Origin of the sequence: Stutzerimonas nitrititolerans, assembly GCF_003696285.1 — a bacterium.
Classification (GTDB): Bacteria; Pseudomonadota; Gammaproteobacteria; order Pseudomonadales; family Pseudomonadaceae; genus Stutzerimonas; species Stutzerimonas nitrititolerans.
Genome location: NZ_RFFL01000001.1, coordinates 337,218 through 350,051 on the forward strand (window position 1 = coordinate 337,218; position 12,834 = coordinate 350,051).

Sequence of the window (12,834 nt, forward strand, 5' to 3'; positions counted from 1 at the left end):
GGATTCGCTCAGCCAAGCAGCCGGACGGTGCGCGCTCTGCGCCACCAGTAAAGCGCCAGCGCCCCCAGCAGCAAGCTGCCGCCGGCGTAGAGCCAGCCGAAACCGCCCGTCAGGCTCAGCAGCAGATAGGCCAGCAACGGGCCGCATGCAGCGCCCAGATCCTGGCCGATGGAATAGCGAGTCATGAAACGCACCGCGCCGATCCGCCTGGCGGTATCGGCAGCCAGCGCATCTCCCAGCGTAGTCAGCGCGGTCGAGGTCAACAGCGCGACCAGGGTGATCACCAGCCATATCGGCAGGGGCAGACCCATCGCCATTGGCAAGAAGCTCGATGCGCCGAGTAGCAGAAAACCGACCAGCAAGGGCAGCCGCCCACGTGGCCCATCCGACCAGCGACCCATCCGGCTGGCCAGCCAGGGTTCCCAGGCCCAGCGCGCCGACGACAGCAAGCCGGAAAGCGCGGTGGCGCTGAGCAGCACGCCGAGCAGTTCGACTGTCGAGCCGTAATAGCGCTCGATCAGGGCGCTCAAGGTCGAGGCCATGATTCCCTGTATCAACAGTGCGATGCACGAGCCCGTGAGCAGTACCACCCAGGGGGCGTGAGCGGTTGCTTCGCATGCCTCCGGGGCGGTGTTTTGCCGATGCTCGGGCTCGGCAGTGGTGGGAAGATGAAAGCCGAACGCCAGCAGTGGCAAGCCCAGCAGCGACAGCAAGCCGAAGGCCCAGGCCAGTGCAGGTAAGCCATGGAAGGCCACCAGCAGGCCGCCGAGCAACATGCCGAACAGGCTGCCAAGCCGGTAAAGGCCGTTGTACATGCCCATGGCCTGGCCCTGGCCACTGCTCTCGGCGCAGCGCACCACAGCGGTCAGCCCGCCGATGCGAAACAGTGACCAGGCGACGCCCCACAGCGCACGCAGCAGCATCCAGGCCACGAACCCCTGCGCCCAGCCGTAGCCGCAGGTGCTGATGGCACCCAGCACGACGGCGATCAGCAGGCCGGTCTTGAGCGAAATGCGTTGGTAGAGAAGGCCGATCAGCGGATTGATCGGCAGGCGCACCAGGCGGTTGATCGCCAGTAGCGCACCGACTTGCCACAGTGAGTCGAGCCCCGCTTCGCGCCAATGCACGGGCAGGGCGATATACAACATCGAATCGCCCAGCAGGCTCAGCGCCGTGGCCAGGGAAATCACCACTACCGGCCGTATGTCGGCCTTGCTTGCGCCTTCCCTCGCCAACAGCGTGCTCCTTTCCTAGCGCAGGCTGAGAATCTTCCAGCCGCGGGCCTGGGCGATCTCTCGCAGGATCGGATCGGGATCCACCGCCACCGGATGGCTGACGCGCTCCAGCAGCGGCAGGTCGTTGCGCGAGTCGCTGTAGAAGTAGCTGTCATCCAGGCTCTGTCCGGTTTCCGCGAGCCAGCGTTCGATCCGCGTGACCTTGCCTTCCTGGAAGCAGGGGATGTCGGTCAGGCGGCCGGTGTAGCGACCGTCGAGCATCTCGCATTCGGTGGCCAACAGGGTGTCGACGCCCAATCGCGTGGCGATCGGCCCGGTGATGAAGCGGTTGGTGGCGGTGATGATCACCACGCGATCACCCGCTTCGTGATGCTGGCGCACCAGCGCCTCGCCCTTGGCGAGCACGATGGGCTCGATGAATTCGGCCATGAACTGCCGGTGCCATTCTTCCAGCTGCGCCATTTCGCTGCGCCCGAGCAGTTCCTGACAGAAGTTCTGGTAGGCCAGCACGTCCAGCTGACCGGCCAGGTAGTCCTGGTAGAAGGCATCGTTGCGTGCCCGGTAGCGGGTGGCGTCGACGATGCCGCGGCGGCAGAGGAATTCGCCCCAGGCGTGATCGCTGTCACCGGCCAGCAGCGTATTGTCGAGATCGAATAGAGCCAGGCGCACGCAGGAATCCTCACGATGGAAAAACGCGCAGCATAGCGGGAATCGCCATTCCCGACAGCCCGCAGGCAACGCTCGGGCGAGTCTGCGGCACCGGTCTAGAGCCTTCGAACATCCGGCTTTCGGCACCGCGCCTTTTTGTGGAACAATGCGGCGCACATGCGTCTGCGAGGTTGTATGCCGTGATCGACCCCGATGGTTTTCGCCCCAACGTCGGCATCATCCTGACCAATGATGCCGGGCAGGTCCTATGGGCGCGCCGGATCAATCAGAATGCCTGGCAGTTTCCCCAGGGCGGCATCAATTCGAACGAAACACCGGAGCAGGCCCTGTATCGCGAGCTCAACGAGGAAGTCGGGCTCGAGCAGCAGGATGTGAAGATTCTGGCCTGTACCCGCGGCTGGTTGCGCTATCGCCTGCCGCAGCGCCTGGTGCGTACCCATAGCCAGCCGCTGTGCATCGGCCAGAAGCAGAAGTGGTTCCTGCTGCGGCTGGTCTCCGATGAGCAGCGAGTGCGCATGGATGTCACCGGCAAGCCCGAATTCGATGGCTGGCGCTGGGTCAGCTACTGGTACCCGCTGGGCCAGGTCGTCACCTTCAAGCGCGAGGTTTACCGTCGCGCCTTAAAAGAACTCGCCCCGCGCCTGATGGCGCGGGACTGACGGGAGAAAGCCTCTGAGCATGCTCGGCACGCTGCGCAAGATTGTCCAGGAAGTGAACTCCGCCAAGGACCTCAAGGCGGCGTTGGGCATCATTGTGCTGAGGGTTCGGGAGGCCATGGCCAGCCAGGTCTGCTCGGTCTACCTGCTCGATCCGGAATCGGATCGCTTCGTCCTGATGGCCACCGAAGGCCTGAACAAGAAGGCCATCGGCAAGGTCAGCATGGCCCCCAACGAGGGCCTGGTCGGCCTGGTGGGCTCGCGCGAGGAGCCGCTCAACCTCGAGCATGCCTCCGAACATCCGCGCTACCGCTACTTCGCCGAGACGGGCGAAGAACGCTATGCCTCCTTCCTCGGTGCACCGATCATTCACCATCGGCGGGTGATGGGCGTGCTGGTCATCCAGCAGAAGGAGCGCCGCCAGTTCGACGAGGGCGAGGAAGCCTTCCTGGTGACCATGAGCGCGCAACTGGCCGGGGTCATCGCCCATGCCGAGGCGACCGGCTCGATCCGCGGCCTCGGCCGCCAGGGCAAGGGCATCCAGGAAACCCGCTTCATCGGCATTCCCGGCGCGCCCGGCGCGGCCGTCGGCACGGCAGTGGTGGTGCTGCCGCCAGCGGATCTGGACGTAGTGCCCGACAAATCGATCGAAAAGTCCGAGATCGAGGCCGAGCTGGCGCTTTTCGAGTCGGCGCTGCAGGCAGTGCGCGCCGACATGCGCGCCCTGTCCGAGCGGCTTGCCAGCCAGATGCGCAAGGAAGAGCGGGCGCTGTTCGACGTCTACCTGATGATGCTCGAGGATTCCGCGCTGGGCGGCGAGGTCACCCGGCTCATTCGCACCGGCCAGTGGGCGCAGGGCGCGCTGCGCCAGGTAGTCAGCGACCATGTCGTGCGCTTCGAGATGATGGACGATGCCTACCTCAGCGAGCGCGCCTCCGACGTCAAGGACATCGGTCGGCGCCTGCTCGGCTATCTGCAGGAAGCGCGCAAGCAGACCCTGACCTACCCCGAAAAAACCATTCTGGTCAGCGAAGAGCTGTCCCCGGCGATGCTCGGCGAGGTGCCGGAAGGCCGGCTGGCGGGGATGGTCTCGGTGCTGGGTTCGAGCAACTCCCACGTCGCCATCCTTGCTCGTGCCATGGGTATTCCCACGGTAATGGGCGCGGTGGATCTGCCGTATTCGAAGGTCGATGGTATCGAGCTGATCATCGACGGTACCCGCGGCGAGATCATCACCAACCCGGCCAAGGTGCTGCGCGAACAGTACCTGCAACTGGCCGAGCAGGAGCGTCAGCTCTCGGCGGGGCTCGACGTGCTGCGCGAGCTGCCCTGCGTGACCACCGATGGCCACCGTATTCCGTTGTGGGTCAATACCGGGCTGCTCGCCGATGTGGTGCGCGCCCAGGAGCGAGGCGCCGAAGGCGTGGGGCTGTATCGCACCGAAGTGCCCTTCATGATCAAGGAACGCTTCCCCAGCGAGAAGGAGCAGATGGCGATCTATCGCGAACAGCTCGAAGCCTTCCATCCGCTGCCGGTGACCATGCGAACCCTGGATATCGGCGGCGACAAGAGCCTGCCGTATTTTCCCATCAAGGAAGAAAATCCCTTCCTCGGCTGGCGCGGCATCCGGGTGACGCTCGACCACCCGGAAATCTTCCTGCTGCAGACCCGCGCCATGCTCAAGGCCAGCGTCGGGCTGAACAATCTGCGCATCCTGCTGCCGATGATTTCGGGTATTCGCGAGCTGGAAGAGTCTCTGCACCTGATTCACCGTGCCTGGGGCGAGGTACGCGACGAAGGCATGGACGTCGAGATGCCGCCGATCGGCGTCATGATCGAAGTGCCGGCAGCGGTCTATCTGACCCGCGAACTTGCCAGCCAGGTGGACTTCATCTCGGTGGGCTCGAACGACCTGACCCAGTATCTGCTGGCGGTTGATCGCAACAACCCGCGCGTCGCCGACCTGTACGACTATCTGCATCCGGCGGTGCTCGAAGCGCTGCAGCGGATCGTCAAGGAAGCCCATGAAGAGGGCAAACCGGTGAGCATCTGCGGCGAGATGGCGGGCGATCCCGCGGCGGCCGTACTGCTGCTGGCGATGGGCTTCGACAGCCTGTCGATGAACGCCACCAACCTGCCCAAGGTGAAATGGTTGCTGCGCCAGATCAGCATGCAGACCGCCCGGGAGCTGCTGGCCAAGGTCATGCGCATCGACAGCCCCGAGGTCACCCACGCCACCGTGCAGCTGGCGTTGCGCAACCTGGGCCTGAACAAGTTGATCAATCCGTCGGCGGCAGTCTGAGTTCGCGCGCGGCCTTTGCGGTCCATGGCCGAATGAATTCGGCTCTAAGGGCTGACCGCCAGGGCTGTGAACATCTCTTAGCCGGCAACGTGTAGGGCCGAACTTGTTCGGCCTTCGTCTCTCGCTACAGGTCAGGTGTTGCTGGGTGCAGGAACTGAACGTCGCCCAGGCAGCCTTCAGGACCGAAGCTGCGCTCGCGTATTTCCAGTGAACCGTCGCTGCGGCGAATCAGCGCCGTGCTGGCGCGGGTGCCATAGTCGCGGCTGGCGATGAATACGCTCGACAGCAACTGCTCGAGCTCCGGCGCCACACCGGTATTCGGTAGTTCGTGCCCGGTGGCCTGCTGGTCATCGGCCAGCAGTTGCAGCAAGGTTTCGGTGCAGAGGGTTTCGAGATGGCTGGAAAGCATCGTCCGAGCACGAACGAGTTTCGGCCAGGGCGTATCCAGTGAGGCATTGGAGAGCCCGTAGACGCCTTCCGTGAGCCTGCGCGGTATCCCTTCATGGGAGTTCAGGTGCCAGAGCGCCCGGTTGTCGCCCACCAGCAGGTTGAAACCCGAATATTCCCGGCGTTGCGCTGCCAGTCTGTCCAGGTATTCCTCGGGCGGCATGTCGGCGCGCAGGTAGCGTTCCGGCAACTCGCCACGGGAGCGACTGCCAAGTGGCTCACCCGGCGCGCGGATGTTGGTCAGTGCGGCGAAGCGGCCGGCCGGGGTGATCCCCATCCAGGTGCCGCCGGCCTGCAGATCACGCCCGGCGAACAACCCGGGCGCGTCTTCCCAGGGCGCCAGCGGCAGCGTCGGGCGGGCGTGGAATTCGTCACGATTGGCCGCGACTACCAGGGGCACGGCGTGCGATGGCCGCCAGGCGAAAACGATCAGGCACATAGGCGTCGAAAAAGGCGATGGAGGCTGGAGGCTAGACGAAAAGGCAGCTCGGGTCACGCCCTGTCGGCTGAGCAGAGGGCTCGCGAGTAATACCGGGTGACTCTGCCTCACCTCCAGCCTCCAGCCCGCTTTTCAGCTACCATGCCGCTTTGTTTTTCAGGATGACTCCGATGGAGTTCGTGCTTTATCTCGGTCTTGGCGCGCTTGCCGGTGTGCTGGCCGGGCTGTTCGGCGTTGGTGGCGGTCTGGTGATCGTGCCGGTGCTGGTGTTCAGTTTTACCCTGCATGGTTTCGCGCCCGAGATTCTGACTCACCTGGCTATCGGAACTTCGTTGGCGACCATCGTCTTCACCTCTTTCAATTCGATCCTCGCGCACCATCGCAAGGGAGCGGTGCGCTGGCCGCTGGTGCTCTGGATGACCGCGGGCATCGTCGTCGGCGCCGCGCTCGGCAGCCTGACCGCCGAGGCGATTCAGGGGCCTCAGCTGCAGAAGATCATCGGCGTGTTCGCCATTCTCATGGCCGTACAGATGGGCTTCGACTTTCTGCCCAAAGCCAGCGGCGACGTGCCGGGCAAGCCGGGGCTGTCCGTTGCCGGTGTGGTAATTGGCTGGGCTTCGGCGATCTTCGGCATCGGTGGCGGCTCGCTGACGGTGCCTTTTCTCTGCTGGCGCAGCGTGCCTATACAGCAGGCGATTGGTACATCCGCTGCCTGTGGGCTGCCGATCGCCATCGCCGGTGCGCTGAGTTTCATGGTGGTTGGCTGGCAGAATGAACAGTTGCCGGAATGGAGCCTGGGTTTCGTCTACCTGCCGGCCATGGTCGGCATCGCCGCGACCAGCATGCTCTTTGCGCGGCTGGGCGCTAATCTGGCGCACCGGTTGTCGCCGACGCTGCTCAAGCGGCTGTTCGCGTTGCTGCTGGTGACCGTCGGTATCAATTTTCTGATTTGAGGAGCGCTGGATGCTGCCTTATCCGCAAATAGACCCCGTGGCCGTTTCCCTCGGCCCGTTGCAGATTCACTGGTATGGCCTGATGTACCTGATCGGCATCGGTGGTGCCTGGTGGCTGTCGTCGCGCCGGGTGCAGCGCTTCGCCCCGGAGTGGAACAAGGACAAGCTGTCCGACCTGGTGTTCTGGGTGGCCATGGGGGTGATCGTCGGAGGGCGTCTGGGCTACGTGCTGTTCTACGACCTGGCGTCCTACCTCAACGACCCGAGCCTGATCCTGCAGGTGTGGAAGGGCGGCATGTCCTTTCATGGCGGCCTGATCGGGGTGCTGCTGTGCACCTGGATCTTCGCCCGGCGCAACGGCAAGCGGTTCTTCGAGCTGATGGACTTCATCGCGCCCTTCGTACCGATCGGGCTGGGCGCCGGGCGCATCGGCAACTTCATCAACGCCGAACTCTGGGGCAAGGCGACCGACGTGCCCTGGGCGATGGTTTTCCCCACCGATCCGCAGCAACTGGCGCGTCACCCTTCGCAGCTCTACCAGTTCGCCCTGGAGGGCGTCGCGCTGTTCCTGATCCTCTGGTTCTATTCGCGCAAACCGCGACCGACCATGGCGGTGTCCGGGCTGTTCGCCGTGTGCTACGGCATCTTCCGCTTCATCGTCGAGTTCGTCCGCGTTCCGGATGCACAGCTCGGCTACCTGGCGTTCGGCTGGCTGACCATGGGCCAGGTGCTCTGCGTGCCGATGGTGTTGCTCGGCGCCGGGATGATCGCCTGGGCCTATCGGCGCGAGGGCGCCAGCGCTTCAGCCTGATTGGTCCGTCCGGCTCGTCGCGCCAGCGAGACAAGCCGGGCCTGTGCTTTTACTATTCGCGCAGCCTTTTCACTTGCGCCTCGGCGCCCGCTTCGAGTCCATCATGAAACAGTACCTCGACCTGATGCGCCACGTGCGCGAGAACGGCACCTTCAAGAGCGACCGCACCGGTACCGGTACCTACAGCGTGTTCGGCTACCAGATGCGCTTCGACCTGGCCGACGGCTTTCCGCTGGTGACCACCAAGAAGTGCCATCTCAAATCCATCATCCACGAGCTGCTGTGGTTTCTGCAGGGCGATACCAACGTGCGCTATCTGCAGGAGAACGGCGTGCGCATCTGGGACGAATGGGCCGACGAGAACGGCGAGCTGGGGCCGGTGTACGGCTACCAGTGGCGCAACTGGCCGGCGCCCAATGGCGAATCGGTCGACCAGATCGCCAAGCTGGTGGAGATGATCAAAAGCAATCCGGATTCACGTCGCCTGATCGTCTCGGCCTGGAACCCCGCACTGGTCGATCAGATGGCGTTGCCGCCGTGCCACGCGCTGTTCCAGTTCTACGTCGCCGACGGCAAGCTCAGTTGCCAGCTCTACCAGCGCTCGGCGGACATCTTCCTCGGCGTGCCCTTCAATATCGCCAGCTATGCCTTGCTGACGCTGATGATGGCGCAGGTCTGCGACCTCGAACCCGGCGAGTTCATCTGGAGCGGCGGCGACTGCCATCTGTATGCCAACCATCTGGAGCAGGCCGACCTGCAACTGACCCGCGAGCCGCTGCCGTTGCCGACGATGAAGCTCAACCCGCAGGTGAAGGACCTGTTCGGCTTCCGCTTCGAGGATTTCGAGCTGGTCGGCTACGAGGCGCATCCGCACATCAAGGCGGCGGTAGCGGTCTGATCGAACTTTGGTCGAAAGGCGGCGTGTATTTAATCGCGCTGTCACATTTGCCCTATAGACTCGACCGCCAGGGTTTCGAGGAGGTGGGGCATGCGCAGGGTGGTGTTCAATCAGAAGGGCGGCGTCGGCAAGTCCAGCATCGCCTGTAACCTGGCCGCCGTCAGTGCCTCGCAGGGCTACCGCACGCTGCTGGTCGATCTCGACGCCCAGGCCAATTCCAGCCACTACCTCAGCGGTTGCACGGGCCCGGATATTCCCACCGGCATCGCCGATTTCTTCAAGCAGATACTGGCGGGCGGCGCGGCCGGCAAGAAGGCGCGCCCGCCGATTCATGAAACCCCGTTCGACAACCTGCACCTGATCACCGCGACGCCCGAACTGGCCGACCTGCAGCCCAAGCTCGAGGCCAAGCACAAGATCAACAAGCTCAGGAAGCTGCTCGATGGCCTGTCCTCGGAATATGAGCGGATCTACCTGGATACCCCGCCGGCGCTGAACTTCTTCACGGTGTCCGCGCTGATCGCGGCGGACCGTTGCCTGATTCCCTTCGACTGCGACAGCTTCTCCCGCCAGGCGCTCTACGGTCTGCTCGACGAAATTGCCGAGCTGCAGGAGGACCACAACGAGCATCTGATGGTGGAAGGCATCGTGGTCAACCAGTTCCAGCCGCGTGCTGCGCTGCCCCAGCAGATGATCGCCGAGCTGCTCGCCGAGGGGCTGCCGGTATTGCCGTCCTACCTGATGAGCTCGGTCAGGATGCGTGAATCGCACGAGGCGTGCACGCCGCTGATCTACTTCGACCCGCGACACAAGCTGAGCCAGCAATTCGTCGAGCTGCATGACCTGCTCGAAGGGCGGGGTTGAGTAGGGCAACTGAAACCGGAAGCTTGAAGGCTCTGCCTTTGCTCGCAGCTCGCTTCAAGCCTTTGGCAGTCCTTCGGCCTGCATCGCCGTGAGGGCGCGCCTCCTACAGGAAAGTTTGTGCAGGCTGCTTTTGTGGAAGTCCCGATCTCGCGGCGATGCTTTTGATCACCCTCAATCCTCTGCACGCCGTTCTAGCTTCTTGCCCAGCCGCGACGCATAGAGCTCTCCGATCATCCCGCGGCGGAACACCAGCACGCAGACCATGAAGATGACGCCCGTCACCAGCGTGACCGGCAGCTCGGACGTGGCGAAGTAATTGCCCAGCGTGGTGACCAGGGCAGCGCCGAACACCGGGCCGACCAGCGTGCCGATGCCGCCCAGGAGCGTCATCAGCACCACCTCGCCGGACATCTGCCAGCTGACGTCGGTCAGCGTGGCGAACTGGAACACCAGCGCCTTCAGCCCGCCGGCCAGCCCGGCCAGCGCGGCGGACATGACGAAGGCGCCGAGCTTGTAGCGCGACACGCTGTAGCCCAGCGAGATCGCGCGGTTCTCGTTCTCGCGAATCGAGCGCAGGATCATGCCGAAAGGTGAATGAATCACGCGCCAGATCACCAGCATGCCGGCGAGAAATACCCCCAGCACGAAGAAATACATGTACAGCGGATTCTCCAGGTCGATCAGGCCGAACAGTCGCCCGCGCGGAATCCCCTGGATGCCGTCCTCGCCGTGGGTGAAGGCGGCCTGCAGGCAAAAGAAGAAGAACATCTGCGCCAGTGCCAGGGTGATCATCGTCGAGTAGATGCCCTGCCGGCGTATCGCCAGGAAGCCGATCACCAGCCCCAGCAGCGCCGCGCCGGCGACGCCGACGAGAATCCCCAGCTCCGGCGACAGCCCCCATTCCTTCACCGCATGGGCTGTGAAATAGGCCGCACCGCCGAAGAATGCCGCATGCCCGAAGGAAAGGATGCCGGCATAGCCCAACAACAAGTTGAAGGCGCAGGCGAACAGCGCGAAACAGAGCACCTTCATGATGAAGATCGGATAGAAGTAGAAGGGCGCCAGTACCAGCGCGGCGACGCCGAGCAGGATCAGTACGGTTTCCAGGCGTATCAGTGGGCGTCGGGTAGAGGTGATGGTGCCGCTGGCTTGGCTGTTCATCAGGTATCTCTCCCCATCAGGCCGGCCGGGCGCACCAGCAGCACTATTGCCATGACCACGAAGATCACGATGTTCGAGGCCTCGGGGTAGAACACCTTGGTCAGTCCCTCGAGAACACCCAGCAGATAGCCGGTGATGATCGCGCCGAGAATCGAGCCCATGCCGCCGACCACCACCACGGCGAACACCACGATGATCAGGTTCGAGCCCATCAGTGGGCTGACCTGGTAGATGGGCGCGGCGAGCATGCCGGCCAGCCCGGCCAGCGCAGCGCCCATGCCGTAGGTGAAGGTCAGTAGCAGCGGCACGTTGATACCGAAGGTGCGTACCAGCGTCGGGTTCTCCGTGGCGGCGCGCAGGTAGGCGCCGAGCTTGGTCTTCTCGATCAGCAGCCAGCTGCCCAGGCAGATCACCAGCGAAGCCAGCACCACCCAGGCACGGTACTTGGGCAGGAACATGAAGCCCAGGTTGTAGCCGCCGGCCAGCTCCTTGGGTACCGCGTAGGGTTGCCCGGAAGATCCGTAGAAATAGCGGAAGGTGCCTTCCAGGGCCAGCGCCAGGCCGAAGGTGAAGAGCAGGCCATAGAGGTGGTCGAGGTTGTACAGCCGCGACAGCGCCAGCCGCTCGATCGCCGCGCTGGCGAGGCCGACGATCAGCGGTGCGAGGATTAGCGCCGGCCAGTAGCCGATGCCGAAGGTGGCCAGCAGCAGGTAACCGGCGAAGGCGCCGATCATGTACTGCGCGCCGTGGGCGAAGTTGATGATCTTCAGCATGCCGAAGATGATCGCCAGCCCCAGACTGAGCAGCGCATAGAAGGAGCCGTTGATCAGGCCGATCAGCAACTGGCCGAGGAACGCCTGGATGGGTATGTCGAAGATCGTCGTCATCAGACCCCCAGGGCTTCGTTGAGCCGGCTCATGCGGCCGGGCAGTTCCGCGGCGGCGAAACTGTCGGTGATCCTGCCGTGGTCGACCACGTAGAAGCGGTCGGCGACCTTGCTGGCGAAGCGGAAATTCTGTTCCACCAGCAGGATGGTCATGCCGCGCTGCTTGAGCGTCACCAGCACTTCGCCGATGCGCTGGACGATCACCGGCGCCAGGCCTTCGGTGGGCTCGTCGAGCAGCAGCAGGCGCGCGCCGGTGCGCAGGATGCGCGCCATCGCCAGCATCTGCTGCTCGCCGCCGGAGAGCTTGGTACCCGGACTGCTGCGGCGCTCCTCGAGGTTGGGGAACAGCGCGTAGATTTCCTTCAGGCTCATGCCGCCCTTGGCGATGACCGGCGGCAGGGTGAGATTTTCTTCCACCGTCAGGCTGGAGAAGATCCCGCGCTCCTCCGGCACGTAGCCGATGCCATGGCGCGCGGTGCGGTGCAGCGGTACGCGCAGCATGTCCTTGCCATCCACGCGGATGCTGCCGCTGCGTTTGCGGATGATGCCGACGATGGCTCGCAGCGCGGTGGTCTTGCCCACGCCGTTGCGCCCGAGCAGCGTCACCGTTTCGCCTTCGTGCACGTCCAGGTCGATGCCGTGCAGCGCATGGCTTTCGCCATACCAGGCGTTGAGTTCGCGTACCGCCAGTAGTGCCGTGCTTTCAGTCATCTTCGGTTCCCATGTAGGCGGTGCGCACACGTTCGTCCTGGCTGACGCTGCGGTAGTCGCCGCTGGTGAGGATTTCCCCGCGCTGCAGCACCGTCACCTCATGGCAGAGGTCGGCGACCACCTTGAGGTTGTGCTCGACCATCAGCACCGCGCGCTCGGTCGCCACCGCCCGGATGAGCTCGGCGACCACCGCCACATCCTCGTGGCCCATGCCGGCCATGGGCTCGTCGAGCAGCAGCACCTTCGGTTCCAGCGCCAGGGTGGTGGCCAGTTCCAGCACCCGCTTGCGGCCGTAGGACAGGTCGGCGGCGGCGTCGTGGCGCCTGTCCTGCAGACCGACCGACTCCAGCAGCTGCATGGCGCGCTCGTTCAGCCGGTCGAGCGAGCGCTTCGGCAGCCAGCATTGCCAGGCCAGGCCGGCCGGTCGTTGCAACGCCACGCGCACGTTGTCTAGCACGCTCAGGTGAGGAAACACCGCGGAGATCTGGAACGAGCGCACCAGCCCCATGCGCGCCACCTTGGCCGGCGCGGTGCGGGTGATGTCCTGGTCGAGCAGGCGGATGCTGCCGCTGGTGGGCTGTAGGAATTTGGTCAGCAGGTTGAACACCGTGGTCTTGCCGGCGCCGTTGGGGCCGATCAGGGCATGCACACGGGCGTGGCGCACGTCCAGATCGACATCGTTGACGGCTACGAAGCCGCCGAATTCACGGCGCAGGCCACGGGCCGAGAGCAGCACGGGCCAGTCCTGGCTGGCGGCCGAGGAACCGTGCCCTGCTGGCGTGCCGCCGGTCGTGGCCGCCAT

Annotated in this window: 13 protein-coding genes; 6 read left to right on the top strand and 7 right to left on the bottom strand. The window is 64.4% G+C overall.

Features of this window, described 5'->3' with window-relative positions; translation table 11 throughout:
* Positions 1-8: 8 nt before the first annotated feature.
* Positions 9-1,235, bottom strand: a complete 1,227-nt coding sequence (locus tag EA795_RS01570) for an MFS transporter (RefSeq protein WP_122075159.1) — start codon at positions 1,233-1,235, stop codon at positions 9-11.
* A gap of 15 nt (positions 1,236-1,250) precedes the next feature.
* A complete protein-coding gene (locus EA795_RS01575; protein WP_014854362.1) occupies positions 1,251-1,904 on the bottom strand; it encodes a histidinol-phosphatase in 654 nt (217 codons plus the stop codon).
* 179 nt (positions 1,905-2,083) lie between these two features.
* Between EA795_RS01575 and EA795_RS01580 the strand changes: the two genes are divergently transcribed.
* On the top strand, positions 2,084-2,563 hold the full coding sequence (locus tag EA795_RS01580) for an RNA pyrophosphohydrolase (protein WP_014854361.1): 480 nt from the start codon (positions 2,084-2,086) through the stop codon (positions 2,561-2,563).
* A gap of 19 nt (positions 2,564-2,582) precedes the next feature.
* Entirely contained in the window at positions 2,583-4,862 is a 2,280-nt protein-coding gene (ptsP, locus tag EA795_RS01585; RefSeq protein ID WP_058077898.1) for a phosphoenolpyruvate--protein phosphotransferase, read from the top strand.
* 124 nt (positions 4,863-4,986) lie between these two features.
* Here the strand turns inward: ptsP and EA795_RS01590 are convergent, their stop codons facing one another.
* The gene (locus EA795_RS01590) at positions 4,987-5,748 is read right to left on the bottom strand and encodes an NRDE family protein (RefSeq protein ID WP_115028431.1); all 762 of its coding nucleotides are present in this window, start codon (positions 5,746-5,748) and stop codon (positions 4,987-4,989) included.
* 170 nt (positions 5,749-5,918) lie between these two features.
* Here EA795_RS01590 and EA795_RS01595 point away from each other — a divergent pair, with 170 nt between their 5' ends.
* The 4 genes from EA795_RS01595 to EA795_RS01610 all read left to right on the top strand — a co-directional run bounded on the left by EA795_RS01595 (position 5,919) and on the right by EA795_RS01610 (position 9,274).
* On the top strand, positions 5,919-6,701 hold the full coding sequence (locus EA795_RS01595; RefSeq protein WP_014854359.1) for a sulfite exporter TauE/SafE family protein: 783 nt from the start codon (positions 5,919-5,921) through the stop codon (positions 6,699-6,701).
* Positions 6,702-6,711: 10 nt separating this feature from the next.
* Positions 6,712-7,512, top strand: coding sequence for a prolipoprotein diacylglyceryl transferase (gene lgt / locus EA795_RS01600; RefSeq protein ID WP_115028430.1), 801 nt, complete (start codon positions 6,712-6,714; stop codon positions 7,510-7,512).
* Between the two features lie 103 nt (positions 7,513-7,615).
* The gene (locus EA795_RS01605) at positions 7,616-8,410 is read left to right on the top strand and encodes a thymidylate synthase (RefSeq protein WP_115028429.1); all 795 of its coding nucleotides are present in this window, start codon (positions 7,616-7,618) and stop codon (positions 8,408-8,410) included.
* 90 nt (positions 8,411-8,500) lie between these two features.
* Complete coding sequence (locus EA795_RS01610; RefSeq protein ID WP_122075161.1) at positions 8,501-9,274, top strand: ParA family protein; 774 nt, start codon at positions 8,501-8,503, stop codon at positions 9,272-9,274.
* 171 nt (positions 9,275-9,445) lie between these two features.
* Here EA795_RS01610 and EA795_RS01615 read toward each other — a convergent pair whose 3' ends face one another.
* The 4 genes from EA795_RS01615 to EA795_RS01630 are packed head-to-tail and all read right to left on the bottom strand — an operon-like array spanning position 9,446 to position 12,834.
* Positions 9,446-10,435, bottom strand: a complete 990-nt coding sequence (locus tag EA795_RS01615) for a branched-chain amino acid ABC transporter permease (RefSeq protein ID WP_065984439.1) — start codon at positions 10,433-10,435, stop codon at positions 9,446-9,448.
* On the bottom strand, positions 10,435-11,322 hold the full coding sequence (locus EA795_RS01620) for a branched-chain amino acid ABC transporter permease (protein ID WP_065984438.1): 888 nt from the start codon (positions 11,320-11,322) through the stop codon (positions 10,435-10,437). Before EA795_RS01620 ends, EA795_RS01615 begins: the two co-directional genes overlap by 1 nt.
* The gene (locus EA795_RS01625) at positions 11,322-12,032 is read right to left on the bottom strand and encodes an ABC transporter ATP-binding protein (protein ID WP_058077892.1); all 711 of its coding nucleotides are present in this window, start codon (positions 12,030-12,032) and stop codon (positions 11,322-11,324) included. The genes EA795_RS01620 and EA795_RS01625 overlap by 1 nt, the downstream gene beginning before the upstream one ends.
* Positions 12,025-12,834 carry an ABC transporter ATP-binding protein gene (locus EA795_RS01630; RefSeq protein WP_205891462.1) on the bottom strand — a complete coding sequence of 270 codons (810 nt, stop codon included), beginning with the start codon at positions 12,832-12,834 and terminating at the stop codon, positions 12,025-12,027. The genes EA795_RS01625 and EA795_RS01630 overlap by 8 nt, the downstream gene beginning before the upstream one ends.

What these genes read in the sequence shown, in the direction of transcription:
- ptsP (WP_058077898.1), top strand. Translation starts at nt 2,583, where the DNA reads ATGCTCGGCACGCTGCGCAAGATTGTCCAGGAAGTGAACTCCGCCAAG.
- EA795_RS01590 (WP_115028431.1), bottom strand. Translation starts at nt 5,748, where the DNA reads ATGTGCCTGATCGTTTTCGCCTGGCGGCCATCGCACGCCGTGCCCCTG.
- EA795_RS01595 (WP_014854359.1), top strand. Translation starts at nt 5,919, where the DNA reads ATGGAGTTCGTGCTTTATCTCGGTCTTGGCGCGCTTGCCGGTGTGCTG.
- lgt (WP_115028430.1), top strand. Translation starts at nt 6,712, where the DNA reads ATGCTGCCTTATCCGCAAATAGACCCCGTGGCCGTTTCCCTCGGCCCG.
- EA795_RS01605 (WP_115028429.1), top strand. Translation starts at nt 7,616, where the DNA reads ATGAAACAGTACCTCGACCTGATGCGCCACGTGCGCGAGAACGGCACC.
- EA795_RS01610 (WP_122075161.1), top strand. Translation starts at nt 8,501, where the DNA reads ATGCGCAGGGTGGTGTTCAATCAGAAGGGCGGCGTCGGCAAGTCCAGC.
- EA795_RS01615 (WP_065984439.1), bottom strand. Translation starts at nt 10,435, where the DNA reads ATGAACAGCCAAGCCAGCGGCACCATCACCTCTACCCGACGCCCACTG.
- EA795_RS01620 (WP_065984438.1), bottom strand. Translation starts at nt 11,322, where the DNA reads ATGACGACGATCTTCGACATACCCATCCAGGCGTTCCTCGGCCAGTTG.
- EA795_RS01625 (WP_058077892.1), bottom strand. Translation starts at nt 12,032, where the DNA reads ATGACTGAAAGCACGGCACTACTGGCGGTACGCGAACTCAACGCCTGG.
- EA795_RS01630 (WP_205891462.1), bottom strand. Translation starts at nt 12,834, where the DNA reads ATGGCGGCCACGACCGGCGGCACGCCAGCAGGGCACGGTTCCTCGGCC.